The sequence below is a fragment of the Methylothermus subterraneus genome, assembly GCF_054656915.1.
Genome location: NZ_BAAHXK010000002.1, coordinates 293,122 through 313,031 on the forward strand (window position 1 = coordinate 293,122; position 19,910 = coordinate 313,031).

At 58.7% G+C, this 19,910-nt stretch carries 20 protein-coding genes and 2 tRNA genes; 9 read left to right on the plus strand and 13 right to left on the minus strand.

Annotated elements, in window-relative coordinates:
- Positions 1–32: 32 nt before the first annotated feature.
- The 7 genes from asd to ACYQ3M_RS03270 all read right to left on the minus strand — a co-directional run bounded on the left by asd (position 33) and on the right by ACYQ3M_RS03270 (position 4,378).
- Positions 33–875 carry an archaetidylserine decarboxylase gene (gene asd, locus ACYQ3M_RS03240; RefSeq protein ID WP_460034615.1) on the minus strand — a complete coding sequence of 281 codons (843 nt, stop codon included), beginning with the start codon at positions 873–875 and terminating at the stop codon, positions 33–35.
- Between the two features lie 80 nt (positions 876–955).
- Positions 956–2,143 carry an aminotransferase class V-fold PLP-dependent enzyme gene (locus tag ACYQ3M_RS03245; RefSeq protein WP_460034616.1) on the minus strand — a complete coding sequence of 396 codons (1,188 nt, stop codon included), beginning with the start codon at positions 2,141–2,143 and terminating at the stop codon, positions 956–958.
- 31 nt (positions 2,144–2,174) lie between these two features.
- Positions 2,175–2,260: transfer RNA gene (locus tag ACYQ3M_RS03250), tRNA-Leu, on the minus strand.
- Between the two features lie 79 nt (positions 2,261–2,339).
- Positions 2,340–2,431, minus strand: a tRNA-Ser gene (locus ACYQ3M_RS03255).
- A gap of 44 nt (positions 2,432–2,475) precedes the next feature.
- A complete protein-coding gene (gene dnaQ, locus ACYQ3M_RS03260) occupies positions 2,476–3,177 on the minus strand; it encodes a DNA polymerase III subunit epsilon (RefSeq protein ID WP_460034617.1) in 702 nt (233 codons plus the stop codon).
- A 15-nt stretch (positions 3,178–3,192) separates the two neighbouring features.
- Entirely contained in the window at positions 3,193–3,660 is a 468-nt protein-coding gene (gene rnhA, locus ACYQ3M_RS03265) for a ribonuclease HI (protein ID WP_460034618.1), read from the minus strand.
- The gene (locus tag ACYQ3M_RS03270) at positions 3,635–4,378 is read right to left on the minus strand and encodes a class I SAM-dependent methyltransferase (RefSeq protein ID WP_460034619.1); all 744 of its coding nucleotides are present in this window, start codon (positions 4,376–4,378) and stop codon (positions 3,635–3,637) included. Before ACYQ3M_RS03270 ends, rnhA begins: the two co-directional genes overlap by 26 nt.
- Before the next feature lie 79 nt (positions 4,379–4,457).
- Here ACYQ3M_RS03270 and ACYQ3M_RS03275 point away from each other — a divergent pair, with 79 nt between their 5' ends.
- A complete protein-coding gene (locus ACYQ3M_RS03275) occupies positions 4,458–5,837 on the plus strand; it encodes a transglycosylase SLT domain-containing protein (RefSeq protein WP_460034620.1) in 1,380 nt (459 codons plus the stop codon).
- A gap of 11 nt (positions 5,838–5,848) precedes the next feature.
- On the opposite strand, the gene ACYQ3M_RS03280 is transcribed toward ACYQ3M_RS03275, so the two are convergent.
- The 5 genes from ACYQ3M_RS03280 to ACYQ3M_RS03300 are packed head-to-tail and all read right to left on the minus strand — an operon-like array spanning position 5,849 to position 12,796.
- A complete protein-coding gene (locus ACYQ3M_RS03280) occupies positions 5,849–7,486 on the minus strand; it encodes an ABC transporter ATP-binding protein (RefSeq protein ID WP_460034621.1) in 1,638 nt (545 codons plus the stop codon).
- Entirely contained in the window at positions 7,483–8,316 is an 834-nt protein-coding gene (gene serB, locus ACYQ3M_RS03285) for a phosphoserine phosphatase SerB (RefSeq protein ID WP_460034622.1), read from the minus strand. The genes ACYQ3M_RS03280 and serB overlap by 4 nt, the downstream gene beginning before the upstream one ends.
- Before the next feature lie 3 nt (positions 8,317–8,319).
- The gene (locus ACYQ3M_RS03290; protein ID WP_460034623.1) at positions 8,320–9,642 is read right to left on the minus strand and encodes an ABC transporter permease; all 1,323 of its coding nucleotides are present in this window, start codon (positions 9,640–9,642) and stop codon (positions 8,320–8,322) included.
- The gene (locus tag ACYQ3M_RS03295) at positions 9,639–10,616 is read right to left on the minus strand and encodes an ABC transporter permease (RefSeq protein ID WP_460034640.1); all 978 of its coding nucleotides are present in this window, start codon (positions 10,614–10,616) and stop codon (positions 9,639–9,641) included. Before ACYQ3M_RS03295 ends, ACYQ3M_RS03290 begins: the two co-directional genes overlap by 4 nt.
- Entirely contained in the window at positions 10,613–12,796 is a 2,184-nt protein-coding gene (locus tag ACYQ3M_RS03300; protein WP_460034624.1) for an ABC transporter substrate-binding protein, read from the minus strand. The genes ACYQ3M_RS03295 and ACYQ3M_RS03300 overlap by 4 nt, the downstream gene beginning before the upstream one ends.
- Before the next feature lie 410 nt (positions 12,797–13,206).
- Here ACYQ3M_RS03300 and ACYQ3M_RS03305 point away from each other — a divergent pair, with 410 nt between their 5' ends.
- Positions 13,207–13,482: an RNA-binding regulator gene (locus tag ACYQ3M_RS03305; RefSeq protein WP_460034625.1), complete on the plus strand. Its 276-nt coding sequence runs from the start codon at positions 13,207–13,209 to the stop codon at positions 13,480–13,482.
- A 105-nt stretch (positions 13,483–13,587) separates the two neighbouring features.
- Complete coding sequence (locus tag ACYQ3M_RS03310; RefSeq protein ID WP_460034626.1) at positions 13,588–14,802, plus strand: UbiH/UbiF/VisC/COQ6 family ubiquinone biosynthesis hydroxylase; 1,215 nt, start codon at positions 13,588–13,590, stop codon at positions 14,800–14,802.
- Here ACYQ3M_RS03310 and ACYQ3M_RS03315 read toward each other — a convergent pair.
- Positions 14,799–16,238 carry a M48 family metalloprotease gene (locus ACYQ3M_RS03315; protein WP_460034627.1) on the minus strand — a complete coding sequence of 480 codons (1,440 nt, stop codon included), beginning with the start codon at positions 16,236–16,238 and terminating at the stop codon, positions 14,799–14,801. The two genes, ACYQ3M_RS03310 and ACYQ3M_RS03315, sit on opposite strands and share 4 nt — an antisense overlap.
- A 26-nt stretch (positions 16,239–16,264) precedes the next feature.
- Between ACYQ3M_RS03315 and tusD the strand changes: the two genes are divergently transcribed.
- The 6 genes from tusD (at position 16,265) to ACYQ3M_RS03345 (ending at position 19,858) form a co-directional block, all read left to right on the plus strand.
- Positions 16,265–16,672, plus strand: a complete 408-nt coding sequence (gene tusD, locus ACYQ3M_RS03320) for a sulfurtransferase complex subunit TusD (protein WP_460034628.1) — start codon at positions 16,265–16,267, stop codon at positions 16,670–16,672.
- Positions 16,672–17,025, plus strand: a complete 354-nt coding sequence (locus ACYQ3M_RS03325; protein WP_460034629.1) for a DsrE family protein — start codon at positions 16,672–16,674, stop codon at positions 17,023–17,025. The genes tusD and ACYQ3M_RS03325 overlap by 1 nt, the downstream gene beginning before the upstream one ends.
- Entirely contained in the window at positions 17,022–17,333 is a 312-nt protein-coding gene (tusB, locus tag ACYQ3M_RS03330) for a sulfurtransferase complex subunit TusB (protein ID WP_460034630.1), read from the plus strand. Before ACYQ3M_RS03325 ends, tusB begins: the two co-directional genes overlap by 4 nt.
- Positions 17,321–17,656 (plus strand): TusE/DsrC/DsvC family sulfur relay protein, encoded by a 336-nt coding sequence (locus ACYQ3M_RS03335; RefSeq protein ID WP_460034631.1) that lies wholly within the window; start codon positions 17,321–17,323, stop codon positions 17,654–17,656. Before tusB ends, ACYQ3M_RS03335 begins: the two co-directional genes overlap by 13 nt.
- Positions 17,657–17,725: 69 nt before the next feature.
- Positions 17,726–18,064, plus strand: coding sequence for a DUF5335 domain-containing protein (locus ACYQ3M_RS03340; RefSeq protein ID WP_460034632.1), 339 nt, complete (start codon positions 17,726–17,728; stop codon positions 18,062–18,064).
- 123 nt (positions 18,065–18,187) lie between these two features.
- Positions 18,188–19,858, plus strand: a complete 1,671-nt coding sequence (locus ACYQ3M_RS03345; RefSeq protein ID WP_460034633.1) for a formate--tetrahydrofolate ligase — start codon at positions 18,188–18,190, stop codon at positions 19,856–19,858.
- Positions 19,859–19,910: the final 52 nt, after the last annotated feature.

Genomic DNA, 19,910 nt, shown 5'->3' on the forward strand with positions numbered 1-19,910 from the left:
TTCCCTGCCACCTTCAAGGTGGCAGGGCTGTTTCAGCCGGATTCGGCCAGCTTTTCTCCCATCCGCACCGGCTTGCCGGGGCGTGGGTTTAGCCATCGGATTGCCCCCGCCTGGAACAGCACGATGACCGTCGAACCCATGTTAAAACGCCCCAGCTCCGCCCCGCGTTCCAGACAGATGGCCTGCGCCTCATAACGCCAGCGGCGGGTTTTGTTGCCCGCAGGCGGGGTGACCTGCCCGTGCCAGACGGTTTCAATGCTCGCGACCAGCAGCGCTCCCACCAACACCACCGCCATCGAGCCCAGGTCGGTGTCGAACCAGCACACCACGCGCTCGTTGCGGGCGTAGAGGTTGTCAATGCCTTCGGCGGTGGCCTGGTTCACCGAAAACAGCCTTCCTGGAATGTGGCGCATCTCCCGCAGGCGACCGGCATAAGGCATGTGCACCCGGTGGTAGTCGCGGGGCGAAAGGTACACGGTGACGAATTCGCCGTCCTGAAACCGGGCGGCTAAATCCTCGTCCCCGAGTAAGGTGGCGGCAGAGAAATCCCGCCCTTTGGCCTGAATCAGCCATTGGTCGGTGAGGGCGCCGATCTGGCTGATCTGGCCGTCGGCCGGGCTGATGACGGCGTAAGGATCCTCAGGCAACGGCCGGGCGTCGGGTTTGAGGGGGCGGGTGAAAAAATCGTTGAAGCACAGGTAATCGTCGGGATTGGCGCTGGCCGCTTCCTCTAGATCGATGCGATAAACCCGAATGAACAGTCGGATTAGGGAGTTCTTCAACGGCCGCCAGCGGCAATGGGTGATTTTCCCCACCAGGCGCGAGAGGGCGTGGTGGGGCATTAGGTACTGAAGCAATACAAACAGGGCTCTCATGGCGAGGCAGGTGGCAACGGCCTTCCTCACTGGGAGATCATTTGGCGGGCGAGTGAGGAAGATACCCGCAGTCTGGGCGGTTAGGCGGCCGGCAGAGGCGGGGCGGTGGCGCGCCAGTATTCCATGGCCGCCGCGATGCCGCTGCCTGGCTGGACGTTGATGCCCACGTCGCGCATCGCCATTTCCGCGCCGACGATGGCGCTCGCGAGCATCAGCTCGTTGACGTCGCCCAAGTGGCCGATACGAAACACTTTGCCGGCCACGTCCGACAACCCGCCGCCCAAGGATAAGTTGTAGCGGTAATAGGCCACTTTGATCACCTCGCGGGCGTCGAAGCCGTCGGGGACGACGATGGCCGAGACCGTATCCGAGTACCACTTGGGATCGCGAGCGCAAAGTTTTAGCCCCCAGCCGTCGAGCACGGCGCGCCGCACTCCTTCTGCCAGGCGCCGGTGGCGGGCGGCGACGTTGTCCAAGCCTTCCTGGAGCAGGAGGTCGAGCGCGCGGCGCAGCCCGTGGAGCATCGGCGTGCTGGGGGTGTAAGGGAAGTAACCGTCTTGGTTGGACCGCAGTTGATCCTCGATGTTGAGGAAACTGCGCGGCAATTTGGCCTCGTGGCGCTTTTCCAGGGCCTTGGGGCTGAAGCAGACGTAGGCGTTGCCCGCCGGTAGCATCATCCCTTTCTGGGAGCCGGTCAAAGCCACATCCACTCCCCATTCGTCCATGCGAAACTCGAGGCTGCCAATGGAACTGACCCCGTCGATCATAAACAGGGCCGGATGGCCGGTGCGATCGAGGATTTGACGAATCGCCTTGAGGTCGTTGGTGACCCCGGTGGAGGTCTCGTTGTGGCAGACGAGCAGCGCCTTGATCTTATGGTCTTTGTCCTGGCGGAGGCGCGCTTCCAGGTGATCGAGCGGAACGCCCTCGCCCCAAGGGCGCTCGTAATATTCCACGTCTAGACCTAAGCGCTTGGCCGCTTGGATCCAAAGATGGCTAAAGTGTCCAAAACGGTAGGACAGCACCTTATCGCCGGGAGATAAGGTGTTGCACAACGCTACCTCCCAACCGGCCGTGCCGGTGGCCTGGAAAATAAAAACCTGGCCGACTTCGGTGCGAAACAGCTTTTTTAAATCGGCAAGCAACGGTTTGAGCAGCTTAGGAAAATCGGGGGAGCGATGGTCCTCCATCGGCCCGTGCATGGCGCTTAAGACCGAATCGGGCACGTTGGTGGGACCGGGAACGTAGAGATGATTGCGACCTGCCATCGTTTATGGGTTATTCGTTGGACAAAAAGCTTGGTGCCTCGGGCCGGACTCGAACCGGCACGGGATTCTCCCGCGGGATTTTAAGTCCCGTGTGTCTACCGATTCCACCACCGAGGCAAGAATGCTTATTATTTAGCCGCCGCCTAGGTTTCGCAAGCCGAATTTGGTCTTTGTAGGGCGGCGCAGGGCAACTGCTTGGCGGAGAGGGTGGGATTCGAACCCACGGAGGGCATAAAAACCCTCGCCGGTTTTCAAGACCGGTGCTTTCAACCGCTCAGCCACCTCTCCCGCATAAAGGCGCCCTTCAGCATAGCTTAAAATGCCGGCTCAAGCTAGTGGCCGAGCCACAGGCACTTGCCGCCGCTGGCTTGGTCGATGCGTTCGAGCCACTCCTGGTGGGCTTTAAGGTCTTCGGGCGGGCAGTTTGCCAGTTTCAAGTTCAGGCGACGCTGCTCCTGGCGCGGGGCGATCTGCGGGCGGACTTGGCCCGAGTCGCTTTCCAGGCCCAACCCGATTTGGCCACCGGTCATGGCCAGATACACGGCGGCAAGAAGCTCGGCATCGAGCAAGGCGCCGTGGCGATCGCGATGGCGGTTGTCGATCTGATAGCGTTTGCATAGGGCGTCTAGGCTGTTGCGCTGACCGGGATGCTTGCTTTTGGCCAGCACGAGGGTGTCGAGGATGGTGCAATGGTCCTCTAGGCAGCCGAAGTGGGGACCGGCGCGGCGCAATTCGGCGTTGATAAAGCCAAGGTCGAAGGGCGCGTTGTGGATGATGACTTGACAGCCCTTGATGAAGGCGAGGAATTCCTCGGCGATTTCGGCAAATGTGGGTTTATCGGCAAGGAAAGCGTTGTCGATGCCGTGAACGGCGAGCGCGCCTTGATCGATCTCGCGCTCGGGGTTTAGATACTTGTGGAAGCGGTTGCCGGTCAAGCGCCGGTCGATCAGCTCCACGCAGCCGATCTCGATGATGCGGTGGCCCAAGGTTACGTCGATGCCAGTGGTTTCAGTATCCAACACGATTTGGCGCACGGTTTCCTCCTCCGGTTAAGATCCTAAGTTACGTTGGCGTAACATCTCGTCTATGGCGCGATTGGCCAATTGGTCCACGCGTTCGTTCTCGGGGTGGCCGCTGTGCCCGCGCACCCATTCCCATTGGATTTGATGGCGCGTCATGGCCTTGAGCAGCCGTTGCCACAGGTCGAGGTTCTTGACCGGCTTGCCGGCAGAGGTTTTCCAATCGCGCCTGATCCAGTTGGGCAGCCAGTCGGTGATCCCTTGCTTAAGGTACAAAGAATCGGTGTGCAAGACGATTTTGCACGGGCGTTTTAAGGCTTCTAAAGCGCGGATGGCGGCCATTAGCTCCATTCGGTTGTTGGTGGTGGCGGGTTCGGCGCCGCAAAGTTCCAGCTCCTTGCCGCGCCAGCGCAGCAGGGCACCCCACCCGCCAGGGCCAGGGTTCCCGCGGCAGGCGCCGTCGGTATAGATTTCAACGATGGCGTCGTTTTGCCCCATCGATTTGGCGCTGAATCGTCGAGGCGATCTCCGGTACCCAGTCGGGACAAAGTTCGGTGACCGGACGGATCGGAATGATAGTGTAGGTTCGTTTGATGGCGCGCACGGCGTAGCCCAGAGACCACAGGGGCGAACAGTAGCTTCGCCATCCGCCTTGCGAGAAATGGTAAAGAGCGTGGAAATCGTAGTGGGCGCAGATCTCCGCGGCAAAATTGAGCAGGCTCAGCCAGTCCAGCAGCGTATGCTGGCCGATGGGGCGCCCATGCCAGGGGGCGGCGTGTTTTCGGCCTGGCAGATAAGCGTACAGGCGGTAAAAGCTGATAGGGTGAAATCCTAGGATCCATGCTTGGCCTTCCGGTTTCAACACTCGCTCCACCTCGCGCAGAAGCTGGTGCTGATCGGGAGCGTATTCGAAAGCGTGCGGCAGGATCAGAACGTCGACGCTCTCAGTAGCCAGCGGCAGGGCGTTTAAGTGGCCGCGAATGGACGGCAGTTCCAGCAGCGGAAATTCGTCGACGAGGACGAAACGACCCAAGTAGCCGGTGTCCAGATAATTTTTTTCCCACCCTGTAGCGCCTAATTGGACGAGTCTAGAAGTATAAGGCACCTTGAGAGCGCGGCTTAAAAAGCTTGCTTCTACTTGCCCAAGTCGCCGTCCCAGCGGGGTTCGGTACCACTGGCGCAAAGCCAGGCGTGAGAGACGGAAGGTCTGAGACACGTTTTAGGGTTGGCAATCGAGGAGTTTGCAATATAATAGCCCAATCCAGTGGGATTGCTGGAATAAGGGAGGAAGAACGATGAACAAAGCGATCCTCGCGTTGCCGCTGGCAACGGCGGTGACGCTGTCTGGCTGTAGCCAGCAGCCGATCAAACCGACCCATGATTTTTCAAGCAAGCCCCCTGCCTTAAACGTCAAACTCCGCGATCTGGAATCTTCCCCGCCGAGCAAGCTCAAGAAAAAGCCTCAATTGGCTCGCCGCACCGATTTATGGCAGCGCTTGTTTGCCCTGTATCAGCTTCCCGAGATCGACCACCCGCGAATCCGCGCCGAGCTCAAGTGGTATGCATCCAACTCCGATTATCTTGAGCGGGTTCAAAAGCGGGCTAGGCCTTACCTCTACACCATCGTAAAAGAAATCGAGCGCAATGGTCTGCCTGGAGAGCTGGCTTTGCTACCGATCGTAGAGAGCGCGTTTGAGCCCACGGCCCGTTCCCCCAAACAGGCGGCCGGGCTATGGCAGTTTATCCCCTCGACGGGAGAACAATACGGTCTGAAGCAAAACCAGTGGGTCGATCTACGCCACGATGTCCATGCCTCTACGCGGGCGGCGGTGCGTTATTTGAAAAAGCTGCACGCCGATTTCAACGGCGATTGGTTGCTCGCCCTGGCCGCCTACAACGCCGGTGAGGGCCGGGTAATGCAGGAGATCGTCAAAAACCGCTTGTTGCTTCGACCTACCGACTTCTGGCACCTCGACCTGCCGGAAGAGACCAAGTCTTATGTTCCAAAGCTCCTGGCGGTGGCGCGCTTGTTCGCCAACGCCAAGCGCTATGGAATTGCCTTAAAACCGATTCCCAACCGTCCGCTCTACGCGCGAGTCGACGTCGGCGGCCAGATCGACTTGGCGTTGGCGGCGCGCTTGGCGGATGTGCCGCTGGAGGAGATCCAGCGGCTCAACCCTGGCTTTAGACGCGGGGTCACCGCTCCCGATGGTCCCCACCGCCTGGTTCTGCCCTTGGAAAAGGTCGATTTGTTCGCAGAGCGGCTGGCGGAATTGCCTAGATCTCGGTGGGTGGGCTGGCGGCCCTTGCGGGAAACCTTGGTCCACGTGGCGCGCAACCAATCGTCCTCCCCTAAGATCTTAAAAGCCGCCGCGGATCGGCTTGAGAACGATCGAGTTCGTTCTAGACAAGCGCCTTGGGCGCAAGATCGCTTGGCTTCGATTCGGCGGAACCCAAATCCGACACCGGCCCAAGAACAGCGCCAGCTCAAGATCCACGTGGTGCGTTCTGGGGATACTTGGTGGAAGGTAGCACGCCGGTACGGCATGGAGGTCCGGCAGTTGCTGCATTTGAACGGCCTGAAAACGACGAGCACCTTGCGCGTGGGCCAGCGCTTGCGGGTGATCGCCGCTCCGCTGCGCACGGCTGGGATCGGCAACCGCGCCGACAGTTAGCTTGATAAAGCTCAAGCTAAAGCCTGGGCCGGGCTTAGGTGTTTTCCCGGCAAGGCAGCTAAGAGCCTTTGGGTATAAGGGTGCTGAGGGGAGAACAGAATCTGCTCGGTTCTCCCCATTTCTACGATTTTGCCCTGGTGCATGACGGCTACTTGATCGGCGATTTCGGCCACGACGGCCAGGTCGTGGCTGATAAAGAGGTAGCTGACTCCGGTCTTATGTTGTAAGTCCTTGAGCAATTTAAGGATCTGCTGCTGGACCGAGACGTCGAGCGAGCTGGTCGGTTCGTCGCACACGATCAACTTGGGTTCGACCGCGAGCGCGCGGGCGATGCAGATCCGCTGGCGCTGCCCGCCGGAGAATTCGTGCGGATAACGCAGGCGGCTTTCCGCAGGCAGGCCCACATCCTCCAGCAAGCGTTCGATGCGCTCGATGCGCTTGCTAGGAGGAATGTCGGGGCGCAGGGACTTGAGCCCTTCGGCCAGGATTTCGCCTACCAGCATCCTCGGGTTCATCGCCGAGAACGGGTCTTGAAACACGATCTGCATGGCGCGGCAGCGTTGTTTGGTCGGCAGCTCCTCAAGCTCGCGACCGTCGAGATAAACCCGCCCGGCCGTCGGCGGAATCAGCCGCAACAGCCCTTTGCCAAGGGTGGTCTTGCCGCAGCCGGATTCGCCGACGATGGCCAAAGTCTCACCTTGGGAGAGGGTAAAGGAGACATCATCCACCGCTTTAACATAAGCTCTGACCCGCTGCAAAAGCCCGCGGCGGATGGGGTACCAGACCTTGAAGTTTCTCACTTGCAGCAGGGGAGGCGTCGGCTTTGCCGGAGCCGGTGGCCGGGCAAGGCAGCGGTCTAGGCGAGGCCGGGCTGCGAGCAGTTGGCGGGTGTATGGATGGGTAGGGTAGGCAAACAGCGACGCGTCGCGCCTTTGGCATACTTCGACGATGCGGCCGTTCTGCATCACCGCCGCCACATCGGCGAAATCGGCCACTAGCCCGAGGTCGTGGGTGATCAGCCACAGGGCCATGGCGCGCTGGCGCTGGAGTTTGCCGAGCAGTTCAAGAATTTGGGCTTGGAGGGTGACGTCCAGGGCGGTGGTGGGTTCGTCGGCGATGAGTAGGTCCGGTTCGCCCGCCAAGGCGATCGCGATCATCACCCGCTGGCGTTGTCCTCCCGACAGCTGATGGGGGAAGCTTCCGAGTTTTTGCTCGAGGTCAGATAGGCCGACTTGGCGCAAGAGCTCCAGGCACCGTTGGCGGATGGTTTTGCGGTTGAGGCCAAAGTGTAGGGCCAAAACCTCGCCGATCTGGTCGCCCACCGTTCGAACCGGGTTGAGCGAGGTCATCGGGTCTTGAAAGATCATCGCGATGCGCTTGCCGCGCAGGTGATTCATCCGCATTTCCGGCAGCCTGAGCAGGTCTTCGCCGTCGAGTTTGACCGCGCCGGCGACGATTCGGGCGTTGGGGGGCAAAAGGCGCATCACCGACAGCGCGGTGATCGACTTGCCCGAGCCGGACTCGCCGACCAGGGCAAAAGTCTCGCCGCGGCGAATGGTAAAGCTCACCTTGTCCACGGCGGTGAAGCGGCGCTCGCCTTGCACGAAGCAGGTGGTCAGGCCTTCGACAACCAACAAGGGTTCGCTCATGGCCGCAGCAAATAGCGCAGATCGTGCCAGTCGCCCCGGTCGATCACCGCGTCGGCGTGAGCGCGGGCGATGGCGTGAGCGTGATAGGCGACGCCCAACCCGGCCAACGTGAGCATCAAGATGTCGTTCGCCCCGTCGCCTATGGCAATTGCCTGCTTCGGCGAGATCCCTAACTTCCGCGCCAGATCGGCGAGAAACTCGGCCTTGGCGCCGCGGTCCACGATCGGGCCTTGAAGCCTGCCGGTGAGCCGCCCGGCTTTGATTTCGAGCACGCAGGCCAGGCTGTAGTCGATCGGCAGCAGGGCTTTGAGGCGTTCGGTGAAAAACGTAAATCCCCCCGAAACCACGGCGACGGTAAAACCGCGCTGCTTGAGCCAGGTAAGGGTAGCGCTCGCCCCACGAGCTACAGCGGGCTTCATCCGCGTCTCAAAGACTTGGGCGAGCTTGGCCTCTTCCAGACCTTCAAGCAAGGCGACCCGCGCCGAGAGGGCGGCGGCAAAATCGAGCTCTCCGGCCATGGCTTGGGCAGTGATGGCCGCAACTTCCGCGCGCCGGCCCAAGGTGGCGGCGAGCTCGTCGATGGTTTCGATGGCGACCAGGGTAGAGTCCAGATCGGTGACTAGGAGACGCGCTTTTTCCGGCTCGAAATCCAGCGGTAAGGTATTGACGTCGCAAGCCAGGGTGCGGCGCAGCGCTTCCAGTTCCAGCGGTCTTTCGTGCCTGAGACGCCAATAGCCTGGTCGGCTCTGGAGCCGACCAAGCCGACTCAGATGGGCGCGGTGTTCAGAGGCCAGTTCAGGGCGGTGAATGATGGTGCAATAGTTGGGCATGGCTTACTCTTCCGTACGGCGTGGATCGAAAGCGTCGCGGACCACATCGGCGAACAGGTTGGCCGCGAGCACAAACGCAAACATGAATACGAACGCCGCCGCTAGGGTCCACCAGACGACCGGCTCGCGGGCCAATTCTAAGCGCGCACTGTTGATCATGTTGCCCCAGCTCTGGGTGGTCGGATCCACGCCGATGCTGACGTAAGAGAGTACGGCCTCGGCTAGAACCAGGCTGCTGAAATCCAACACCACCGAAATCAGGACGATGTGAAACACGTTGGGCAGGATGTGCCGCAGCAAGATCCTGGGATGGGAGACCCCCAAAGCCCGCGCGGCCTGTACGTACTCCATTTCTCTAAGCTTTAGGGTTTCCGCCCGAAGTAGGCGGCACAACCCGGTCCAACTGGTGACCCCTAAAATCAAACACAAGAAAAACAAGCGCATGTCGGCGCGCACGATGAGGCTGGTAAATTGCTCCTCGTGGGCGGTCATATAGACCTGAAGCATCAAGATCGCCGCAGCGATCAACAGCACGCTGGGGATCGAGTTCAAGGTGGTGTAAAGATATTGGATGAGATCGTCCACCCAACCGCCAAAATACCCCGCCAGGATCCCCAATCCCAGGGCGAAAGGCAGCATCACCAAAGTGGTTAGGGTGCCGAGCACCAGGCCAGTGCGGATGCTTTTTAGGCTTTGATAAAGCACGTCTTCGCCCACTTTGTCGGTCCCCAGAACGTGGTAAGCCAGGCTCAGCTCGGCGACCGCAAACCCTAAGACGAGGATCGCCCCCAGCGTGAGCGACACCGGTTTCCAAGCCGGGCCTAAGCGCTTTTGTCGCATCAGCGCTAGGCTGAGCTGCAAAAGTAGCCACACTCCTAAGCCTTTGACGCCTCCAAGCAAAGCTTTTTGGGCGATGTCCGGCCATTTTTGCGCCGGGTCTTGAAGGTGGACGCCGCCGTATTGGAGGCGCGGATAAACCCAGGCTTTGGTGCCGTCGGGCAAACTCTGGTACTCGCGCGCGTACAAATGCGTGGCCAGGGGCGCCGAGTAAGTCCTTTCGGTGTGGGTGCGAAGGGGCTTAGCCCAAAGATCGAACAAGCTCAGGACTTGGCCGTTGCGGTCGTCGCGGAAGTGCACCGAATCCATCAGGCCAATGGCGGCGAACGCGAGCAGCACGGTCAAGGCCGTCATCCCCGTGCGGCTGCGCGCGATTTTGCGCCAAGGCCGGCGCAAGTGTTCTTGGCGGCGGGCATAAAGCAAAAGCAGGATCAGGCCCAGAACCAGCGCGTAAAGCAGGGCGTCGGTCCACAATACCACCCAGCTCATTGCAAGCGTACCCTAGGATCCACCAGAGTGTAGGAAATGTCCGTCAACACCAACCCCAGGATGTAAAGCGCCGAGCCCAAAAACACCATGGAGCGCACGATGGCAAAATCCTGCCGGCTGATGGCATCGATGGTGTAGCTCCCCAAGCCCGGAATGCTGAAAAACGACTCGGTCAACAGGCTGCCCAGAAACAACAAGGGCAAAATCGCCACCACCCCGGTCAGGATGGGAATCAGCGCGTTCTGCAGTACGTGCCGGAACAAGACCTGGGGCTCGGTCAGTCCTTTGGCGCGGGCGGTGCGAACGTAATCCTTTTCGATCTCCTCCAAAAATAAAGCGCGATACCAGCGCACCCCCGAGCCGATCCCTGAGACTACGCCTACCAGCACCGGCAAGATCACGAATTTGATCGCGCTCAGGCCCTCCCCGTAGCCCGAGATCGGCACCAACTTCATGACCTTGGCGAACAAATACTGGCCGGCGATGATGTAGAACAGCGCCGAGATCGACATCAAAGCAACGCACGCGGCCAGGCCTGTGAACTCCAAATAAGTGCGGCGAAAAAAGACCACCGTCAGGGCCAAGGTGATGTTGACCAAAACCCCTAAGAACAAGGTGGGGACGGCAATCGCCAGCGAAGGCCACATTCGTTGCCGGATATCGGCGCCGATGTCGCGGCCACTGTCGGAGCGTCCAAAGCGAAATAGAAACAGATTGACCGATTTTTGAAAGAAGATCGTGCGGGTGAACTTTTCGGTTCCTCGGGCGCCTGCGTTGAAAAATAAAGGCAGGTCGTAACCGCGTTCGTGCTTCCACTTGGCGATCGCCTCTTGGGTGACGTGTTTGTGACCCAACTGCATGCGGGCCATGTCGTCGGGCGGATTGACCACGAAAAACAACAAAAAGGTGATTATGTTGACCCCGATGAGGATCGGAAACGCATGCAAAATCCGGCGCAGCAGATAGGCGGTCACGGCAATGCCCCGGCCTTTAGCCGCAAGCGGTACGCGCGCCAGGCGGGAAGCCAAGCCGCCGCCAAAGCAAGGGTGAGCGCGCCCAACGGCCACCAGATCGGCCTGTTCCAAAGCGCACGCGCCTCTGCCCGCTGCGCTACGTCAAGGCGCAGGTATTTCAGGGTGTTGAGCGCCATGGGGTTGGGTTTTACGTTGGCAAGCCATCTATGATACAGAGTAAAGTTTTTGGGATGGAAGCCAAACACCCACGGCGCATCGCGCTGGAGGATGGCTTGCAGCTTTTGAATCAAGGCCAAACGTTCTGCGGTGTCGTCCAGATGGCGCATTTGTTCGAAGAGGCGATCGAATTCCGGATTCTCGTAATTGGCGGCGTTTTCGCCACCGTACTTGACTTTGCCGTTGGGGCCATAAAACAGAAAGAAGAAGTTTTCCGGATCGGGGTAGTCGGCGTTCCAACCCCAGGTAAAGATCTGCGCGTTGCCGGTGCGCATTTTTTGTTGGAAGCGATTGTAATCGGTCGCGCGCACGACCAGCTCGATTCCGAGTTTCTCAAACTGTTTGCGGTACCAGGAAAGGCGGGCCTTGTCCTCGGGGCCGCCGCCTGGCGTGTCCAGATACAGCAGCAGCGGCCGGCCAGTCTTGGGATCTAAGCCGTCTGGGTAGCCTGCCTCGGCGAGCAGGCGGCGGGCGTAGGCGATCGGTTTGCGCTTAGGTTCGCCCTCGTGCCAAGCGTAGACGTAGCGGTTGATGCCTTGCGGGCCCTCCAGGTAACCGAAAATCCCGGGCGGCAGCGCGCCTTGGGCGGCAATTCCGCGGCCGTTGAGGAAGATCGCGATGTATTCCTCTTGGTCGAGGGCGATCGAGAGCGCCTGGCGCAGTTTGCGCTTAGGTTCTTCCAATCCGCCGACTACCGGATCGAGCATATTGAAACCCAGGTAAAAAATGGACGGGGCGACCGAGGTCTGAAGGTGGATGCCTTTGGCTTTGAGGGCGTCGGTCAGTTCGGCTTGATTTTGCGCGCCAAAGCGGATGGCTTGATCGAAGCTGTCGGAGCTGATCCCAGAGGCTTCGTAATAGCCTTGTAAAAATTTATTCCAAGCCGGAATGGATTCTCGCTCCAGGATAAATTGGATTTCGTCGATGAACGGAAGCGTGCGGCCAGCGTCCGCGAGCAGTCCCGAAGCGGCGTCCTCGGTTTCCCCCTCGCTTGGATAGGTTTCGCCGTGGAAATTGGGGTTTTTGAGCAGCACGATGCGCCGGTTGGGGTTGTTCTCGGCCAGAAGGTAAGGCCCGGTGCCTACGGGATACCAATCTAAAGTCAGGTTGCGCTCGATCAACGGCGGCTGATGATAAAACTGATCGGCCTCCCAAGGGATTGGGGCGAAAAACGGCATCGCCAGCCAGTATTTAAACTGCGGGTATTTGCCGCGGATGCGGATTACGTAACGGTAGCGGTCCAGTGCCCGTACCCCGGAGATCGGGTAGGGACGCACGTCGAAGAATCCTTGCGGGCGGGTTTGTTGGTAGAGGCGTGCGATTTGGCCTGCAAATTCCGCAAGCCCTTCGATGTACCCTTGCATTAGGCCAGCGATGGGGGAATGGATCTGCGGGTGTACTAAGCGCTTGATCTGATAGACGTAATCTTCCGCAGTCAGCTCGCGGCTGGCTTGCTGTGGAAAATCCGAAGGTTTGCGAATGCCAGCGAGATCCGCGTCGGTGAGGTGATGGTACAGAAAATTCCCCTGCGCGTCTTTGGCAAACGCAGGATGAGGTTGAAAGTAGATGCCTGGGCGGATGGTGATCAGGTATTCGCTGACAGCGATTTGTTCCGCCGGCGCGTTCTCGGGAAGGGGGTTGCCTTGAGCATCGAAATAGGTGACTTTGGGCATCTCGGCGGCGGCCAGCGGGGTCAAAGTATAAGGGCGCTTGAGATAGTGGTATTGCAAGGGGGGCTCATAAATCTGAGCGATTAGGGTATATTCATCGACGCTGTAGGCAGCGGCTGGGTCCAGATGCTTGGGATGTTCGGCAAAGGCAAAATAGAGGATATTTCGGTATTGCTCCGCGCCGGGATAAGGGCTGTTGAGGGGCGCTTTGCAAGCGCCCAGGCAGCCTAGCCAAAGATAAATGAAGATCCGCGCGATCGTCATGGGCGCGTACTGTAGCATTTTGCTCTGCATACGAGCTTAGGCAGAAACGATAGATTGCGTATTGTAGTTTTAGGAGTGCTTGCCGTACATAAACCTTGCATTTAGCGATCGAATTCAATATTCTTAACTTATCTGACCCAAGCTCGTGGTTTATGGATTTCCTTCTCTCTGAACTTCCGGTCAAAACGCCGGGGTTCTTGTCCCTCCGAAAGGAGCAGCCTCCTTACCGTGAGGAGGTACAGTCGTTAGAACGTCTGCCGCTTAACGCCTTGGCTTACCCTATACGCCACAAGTTGGCGTTTCTTAGCTTTAAGTTTAGAATGCGGGCAAATTCTAAAGACTTGGGCGCTTGCCCTGAACTCGGAAGGCTGGTCTTCGCGCCATTGGCCAGCTTGACGAGCTATGCTACAAATGGCGTGGTTTTGCAATAGGGTTGTACCATGAAGAATATCTATGTAGGCAATTTATCGTATCAACTGAGTGAGGACGAGCTACGCTCGGCGTTTGCTCGATTCGGGGAAGTGTCCTCTGTCCGCATCGTCAAGGATCGTTATACCGACCGCTCTAAAGGCTTTGGTTTCGTGGAGATGCCCGTGGATGCAGAGGCGGATGCGGCGATTAGAAATCTCGACGGCCAGGAACTGAAAGGGCGCGCCCTGCGCGTCAATGAAGCCAGGCCTCGTGAGAACTCGCGGCCGCGTCGGCAGTTCGCGTAAAACCATTCAATTGCCCATCCCATTGGGCAAGAAGTCAATGAGCCCGAAGCCGGCGAGGCCGTCTTCGGGCTTTTTGTTTCGCGGATTGGTCAAGCAGAGAAGGTCATGGAAAGCTATGACGTGATCGTCGTCGGTGGAGGCATGGTCGGCGCGACCTTGGCCTGTGGCCTAGGAAACACCCCGTTTCGCATCGCGGTGATCGAAGGCCAGCGCCCGCTTCCTTTCGAGTCCGGCCAGAAGCTGGATCTTCGGGTGTCGGCCATCAGCATCGCGTCGCGCCGAATTCTCGAAGGGGTCGGCGCGTGGAACCACATCGCGGCGATGCGGCTTTGTCCTTTCCGGCGCATGAAGGTGTGGGAGATCACCGAAGGAACCGAGTTCCGCAGTCGCGACGTGCGGTATCCGGAATTGGGGTACATCATCGAGAACCGAGTGATCCAATTGGGCTTGCTCGAGCGCCTGACGGAGTTTGGCAACATCGATTTGTTCTGCCCGGCACGACCGGTTCGAATCGACTACCACCCGCGAAGTTCAGCCATCGAATTGGACGACGGCAAGCGGCTGCAGGCTAGGTTGCTGGTTGCTGCCGACGGCGGTCAGTCGCAAGTCCGGCAGGCTGCCGGAATCGGCGTTACGGCGTGGGATTACGAACAGGCGGCGTTGGTATTGACGGTGGAGACCGCCTACGGCCAGCAGGATATCACCTGGCAGCGTTTCACCGAAAACGGTCCGCAGGCGTTCTTGCCTCTCCCCGGTCCCCACGCTTCGTTGGTCTGGTACCAACGCCCAGAAGAGGTGCGCAGGCTGGAAGCGCTGGACGAGGGTGCCTTGCTGGAAGCCTTATACGCGGCTTTCCCGCGCGAGCTCGGAGATATAGTGCAGATCTTAGACTGCGGCAGTTTTTCCTTGCGCCGCCAGCACGCCCAGAGATACGTCAAGGAGGGGGTAGCCTTGGTCGGCGATGCCGCGCACATGATCCATCCTTTGGCCGGTCAGGGGGTCAACCTCGGTCTGTTGGATGCGGCGGCTTTGGCCCAGGTATTGGCAAATGCCCAGGGGAAGGGGAAAGATTTTGGCGCCTTGAGCGTCTTGAAAGAATACGAGACCATGCGCCGGCGCGATAATCTGACCATGATGACCGCCATGGATCTGTTTTATCGAGTGTTTGGCACTCCCTCCTTGCCTTTGAAGCTGCTGCGCAACTTAGGGCTGAATTTGGCTCAAAGGCTGCATCCGGCGCGCTTGGCGGTCATGCGCTATGCCATGGGGCTGGAAGGAAATCTGCCGCGCCTCGCCCGCGGGGAACCTTTGACGGCCTAATTTTGCTTGCGGGCTTTGTCCTCGGCTTGGAAATCTTGCAAGCGCTGCTGGGTGATGGCTTCCAGAATGCGGTTGCCCTGCGCCAGCTTGGACGCGACAGTGGCGTGCTCGATCGCCCGCTCCAGATCGCCGGTGGCGTAATAATACTCGGCGAGGTAACGTTGGGATTCGGCAGGGGCGCCAAGGCCCGCGTAAGCGCGCGCGAGCAATTGAAACAGCAGCGGCTGCTGCAGCGCTTGACTCGGGAGGAGCGCCTCGAGCAAGCGACGCGCTTCTTGGAAGCGCGCGTTCTCGAGGAGGGCGCTTGCGTACTCAAGTTGCAAAACGCGCGATCCCGGAAAACGCTGCAACGCGCTTTGGTAGCGCTTGAGGGCTTGCTCGGTTTGCCCTAAGGCGAGTTCGACTTGGGCGAGGGCGTGGATGAACTGGGGCTGATCGGGGAAGCGCTCGATCAGCGCTTGGAGGATCTCCTGACTTGCCGCAAGTCGATTTTGCGCTTTGAGGCTCAGGGCCAGACCGTAGCTGGCCGCGGCTTTGGCTTCTAAAGTTCCCTGCCGGCGTTGGGTCTCGAAGCTTTTTTGCAACGCGCTAAGATCGGTGGCGGTCAAAACCTGGAGCTTGGCTTTAGTCAACAGGTAGCCTATAGAGTCTGGGTACTGCCGGTAGGGAAAGGTTTCGGCGCGGGCGCGGGTGTCGGCGATGCGCGCGCTGGTGACCGGGTGGGTGCGCAGGAATTCGGGAACGTTCTGTCCTAGAAAGCGGGTCGATTGCTGCAAGCGCTCGAAAAACAAAGGCATGCTGCGCGGGTCAAAACCGCTGGCGGTAAGGATCTGAATGCCGACGCGATCGGCTTCTTGTTCGTGGCTGCGGGTGAAGTTGATCTGCTGCTGGATGCCTCCTGCCTGCAGGGCGATGAGGGCCGCCTGACCGAGTTCGGGAGCCTGGGTGCCGATCAAAATGGCCGCCAAAGTCGCCGCCGCCATTGGCAAGGTCAGGCGTTTGGCGGCGGCAAACGCCCGGCGCAGATGCTGTTGGGTAACGTGGGCGATTTCGTGCGCCAGGACCGAAGCCAGCTCCCCTTCCGACTGGGTGGCTAGGATCAGGCCGCTGTTGACTCCGATATAGCCGGCAGGACCGGCAAAAGCGTTGATCTCCGGTTCCATGACGACGAAAAGGTGAAACGTTCGGTTTGCCATTTCGCTTTGGGCGACCAGGCGTCCTCCCAAAGAGGCGATATAATCTTGAATTTCCAGATCTTGGCTGATGCGCACGTGTTGATGCAGGTTGCGATAGAAGGCCTCGCCCAGATGCTTTTCTTCGTCGGGGCTAAGTACCGTATCGGAAGGGGCACCCATGTCGGGCAATTCCGGTAAGGCCGCCGCTGCCGGCAAGGCGAAATAAAGCCAAGCGAACACCAGCGCGCGAATGAACTCCATGATGGTATCTAGACGAGTTTCTGACGATGGACGAGTTAAAGACTGCCGGCAAAGCAGCCGAGTTCCTTAAGTTTACCATCCAGGTCAATGTCGGCCCTTATGCCGGTGAAGCGGCCGATCTGGCGTATCACTTCGCCCTGGCGGCATTGACTAAAGGGCATAAAGTGCCGCGGGTATTTTTCTATCATGACGGCGTGTACCATGCGCTGGGTCTAGCCGCTCCGCCCTTGGATGAGCCGGATCGAGTGATGCGCTGGAGCCGGCTGGCTGAAACCTACAACGTGGATCTCGTAATTTGCTCGGCAGCCGCCCAACGTCGGGGGGTTTGGGTTCCGGAAACGCAAGTGGCGCTTGCGCCCAGGTTTCGGATCGCGGGTTTGGCCTTGCTGGTGGAAGCTATCCTCGAGACCGACCGTTTGCTGGTGTTTGGGTGATGCGTTATTTATTCGTCGTGCGCGATACCTTAAGTGCCACTAGGCGGGTCCAGGAAGCCTTGGATCTGGTGTTAACTCTGGCGGCTTTCGACCAGACGGTGGACGTCTTGGTGATGGATGACGGAGTCTGGCAGCTCCATCGGGATCAGCAGCTGGAGATTCTCGGAGATAAGAATATCGCGGCGCTGTGGCAAGCGCTGGAAATCTATGGCCTGGCCTCTCCGTGGGTAGAGAGCGAATCGCTCCGCGAACGGGGTGTGAAGGTGGCCGATCTCGTCGTGCCGGTGCGCTTGGTCCGCCGGGCTGAGCTGCCCGTTCGCTTGCGTGAATACGATCGGATACTGAAGGGGTGACGGTGGGAGTGCTGCATCTGGTGGCGCGTTCGCCTTATGCTAGTTTGGATCTTGCCAGCTGCCTGGCGCGACTGGGACCGGCAGACGCTTTGCTGCTGCTTGGCGATGCAGTCTATGGCGCTTGCCGCGAAAGTCCGGTTGCGGCCAATCTCCTGACCAGTCCGGCGGCGTGTTATGTGCTGCTTCCCGACCTTAAGGCGCGGGGAATTGCGCTGGAAAAGGTGCTGCCGAAGATTACGCCGGTGGACTTTAACGGGTTTGTGGATTTGACGGTTGCCTATCCGCGGATTCTGACATGGGGATGGTAGAGGTTGAAGGGCGGTCGGTGGCCCTGACCGAGGAGGGGTTCCTGTGCGATTACCGCGATTGGGACGAGGCAGTGGCGGTGATTTTGGCCGCGCGCGAGGGAATGAATCTAACCGAAGCCCACTGGGAGATCCTACGTTTTGCCCGCGCCTATTATCTACGTTTTCAGCACCTGCCCAACATGCGAATGTTTGTCAAAGCAGTCGCCCAGGCTTTGGGGGAAGAAAAAGGCAATAGCCGTTATCTTTACCGCCTGTTTCCTAAAGGGCCGTTAAAATACGCCTTTAAAATAGCTGGGCTGCCCAAGCCTCCCTATTGCTTGTAGGATTGGGATTTCCGGCGCCGATCCCCATATTCAAACAGAGCTTTGTATATAAACAGTGGAGAGTGCGCTATGGCAATTCATGCAGTGCCCAAATCTCAATGGGAAACGTATTTTGCTAACCTTTCCAAGCACCTTAAGGCGAGTCAGGCCGAGCTTGAAGTGGCGGCGATGAACTTGGGAGATCAGCTCGAGGCGGAATGGCTGCCTTTTTATGGGGTAAGTTACGACCCCAAAGACGACATTATCGAATTCACTTTGCAAGATGTAGATCATCTGGTTCGACGGCCACAAGAAGTCTATGTCGACGATGACGTCGAAGGCTTGCATAGCATTGAGGTCGTCGATGGCGACGGCGTGCGCCACCTTGCCAAGCTTAAAGAGGCGCTCAAACTTCCACCGCCGACCTAAGTTCTAGGCGAGGGGGAACCCAAATTGCAGCGGGCCCGCAGCGTGCGGGCCCATTGTGTTTGTTGGAGGGTTGATTGCGAGGGTTAATTTTTCGTTTCTTGACTCCTCCCGGAGGATAGAACCATGTTTTCCGACATTGAAATCGCTCAACAGGCAAAACTGCGGCCGATCGTCGAATTGGCCCAGGAGAAGTTCGGCATCGATCCGATTCATCTAGACCCTTATGGGCCTTACAAAGCTAAGCTGTCCTTCGACTATATCCGCGGCCTCGAAGGACGCTCGAATGGCAAACTAATCTTAGTGACGGCAATCAATCCCACCCCAGCGGGTGAAGGTAAGACCACTACTACGATAGGCTTGGGGGATGCGTTAAATCGCCTCGGCAAAAAAGCGCTGATTTGTCTGCGTGAGCCTTCTCTGGGACCGTGTTTTGGCATCAAAGGCGGGGCCACCGGCGGGGGGCGTGCTCAGGTCGCGCCGATGGAAGATATTAACCTCCATTTCACGGGCGATTTTCACGCGGTTGCCGCTGCGCATAACCTGCTTGCGGCCCTGGTGGATAACCACATCCACCACGGTAACGCCTTGGGTTTGGATGTATGTCAAATCGCTTGGAGGCGGGTGATCGATATGAACGATCGCAGCCTCAGGCGTATTCTCGTTGGACTAGGAGGCAAAGCCAACGGTAGGCCGCGTGAAGACGGCTTCGATATCGTCGTGGCCTCTGAAGTCATGGCAATTTTGTGTCTTGCCGAGTCGCTTGGGGAATTAAAACAGCGCCTTGCCAACGTTTTGGTGGGCTATACCCGCGCCGGAGCCCCGGTTTTTGCTAGAGATTTGCAGGCGCAAGGCGCGATGGCCGCTTTGCTCAAAGACGCCATGCGCCCAAATTTAGTTCAGACCCTGGAAAACAATTTGGTATTTATCCACGGCGGGCCATTTGCCAATATCGCCCATGGATGCAACTCGGTCATCGCCACTAAGACCGCGCTCAAAATGGCCGATTATGTGGTAACTGAGGCAGGTTTCGGTGCCGATCTGGGGGCCGAGAAGTTTATCGACATCAAGTGCCGCAAGGCGAAAATCAAGCCGGATGCGGTGGTACTCGTGGCGACCGTGCGGGCGTTAAAGATGCACGGCGGGGTTGCGAAGGAAAAATTGCAAGAACCTAATCTACCTGCCTTGGAAGCCGGTTTTGCGAATCTGGAGCGGCATTTGCGCAACATCCGCGACCATTTTGGCTTGCCCTGCGTGGTGGCGATCAATCATTTTACTTCCGACACCGAGGCCGAGCTTGCGTGCATCCAGAATAAGGTAGCGGCGCTTGGCGCCAAGGCGGTAATTTGCCGCCACTGGGCAGAGGGGGGAGTTGGTGCGGAAGAGTTGGCACGCCAGGTGTTGCAGGCGGTAGAGCAACCCTCCGATTTCCGTTATCTTTATCGGGACGATCTGCCCTTGTGGGAAAAAATCGAAACTATCGCTACCAAATTGTATGGCGCTGTTGGGGTTGCTGCGGAAGCAAAGATCAAGCAACAGCTACAGCGCCTCGACGAGCAATATCGCCATTATCCAGTCTGCATTGCCAAGACTCAATACTCGTTCACCAACGACCCTGATTTGCGCGGTGCGCCTATTGGACATACCTTGACCATTCGGGAGATTCGGCCGGCGCATGGAGCGGAATTTCTAGTAGTGATATGCGGCGACATTATGACTATGCCAGGTTTGCCTAAGTATCCTGCCGCTTTGCAGATCGACGTCGATGAAAATGGCAGGATCCTTGGTCTCTTTTGAGGCGCAGATAGGTGCGGTAGATGCCGCAAGAGTGTGGGTTATGCCTTATTTA

Excerpts from the sequence above, each read along its gene's own strand:
- asd (WP_460034615.1), bottom strand. The coding sequence starts at position 875 with ATGAGAGCCCTGTTTGTATTGCTTCAGTACCTAATGCCCCACCACGCC.
- ACYQ3M_RS03245 (WP_460034616.1), bottom strand. The coding sequence starts at position 2,143 with ATGGCAGGTCGCAATCATCTCTACGTTCCCGGTCCCACCAACGTGCCC.
- rnhA (WP_460034618.1), bottom strand. The coding sequence starts at position 3,660 with ATGGGGCAAAACGACGCCATCGTTGAAATCTATACCGACGGCGCCTGC.
- ACYQ3M_RS03275 (WP_460034620.1), top strand. The coding sequence starts at position 4,458 with ATGAACAAAGCGATCCTCGCGTTGCCGCTGGCAACGGCGGTGACGCTG.
- ACYQ3M_RS03280 (WP_460034621.1), bottom strand. The coding sequence starts at position 7,486 with ATGAGCGAACCCTTGTTGGTTGTCGAAGGCCTGACCACCTGCTTCGTG.
- serB (WP_460034622.1), bottom strand. The coding sequence starts at position 8,316 with ATGCCCAACTATTGCACCATCATTCACCGCCCTGAACTGGCCTCTGAA.
- ACYQ3M_RS03290 (WP_460034623.1), bottom strand. The coding sequence starts at position 9,642 with ATGAGCTGGGTGGTATTGTGGACCGACGCCCTGCTTTACGCGCTGGTT.
- ACYQ3M_RS03300 (WP_460034624.1), bottom strand. The coding sequence starts at position 12,796 with ATGCAGAGCAAAATGCTACAGTACGCGCCCATGACGATCGCGCGGATC.
- ACYQ3M_RS03305 (WP_460034625.1), top strand. The coding sequence starts at position 13,207 with ATGAAGAATATCTATGTAGGCAATTTATCGTATCAACTGAGTGAGGAC.
- ACYQ3M_RS03310 (WP_460034626.1), top strand. The coding sequence starts at position 13,588 with ATGGAAAGCTATGACGTGATCGTCGTCGGTGGAGGCATGGTCGGCGCG.
- ACYQ3M_RS03315 (WP_460034627.1), bottom strand. The coding sequence starts at position 16,238 with ATGGAGTTCATTCGCGCGCTGGTGTTCGCTTGGCTTTATTTCGCCTTG.
- tusD (WP_460034628.1), top strand. The coding sequence starts at position 16,265 with ATGGACGAGTTAAAGACTGCCGGCAAAGCAGCCGAGTTCCTTAAGTTT.
- ACYQ3M_RS03325 (WP_460034629.1), top strand. The coding sequence starts at position 16,672 with ATGCGTTATTTATTCGTCGTGCGCGATACCTTAAGTGCCACTAGGCGG.
- ACYQ3M_RS03335 (WP_460034631.1), top strand. The coding sequence starts at position 17,321 with ATGGGGATGGTAGAGGTTGAAGGGCGGTCGGTGGCCCTGACCGAGGAG.
- ACYQ3M_RS03340 (WP_460034632.1), top strand. The coding sequence starts at position 17,726 with ATGGCAATTCATGCAGTGCCCAAATCTCAATGGGAAACGTATTTTGCT.
- ACYQ3M_RS03345 (WP_460034633.1), top strand. The coding sequence starts at position 18,188 with ATGTTTTCCGACATTGAAATCGCTCAACAGGCAAAACTGCGGCCGATC.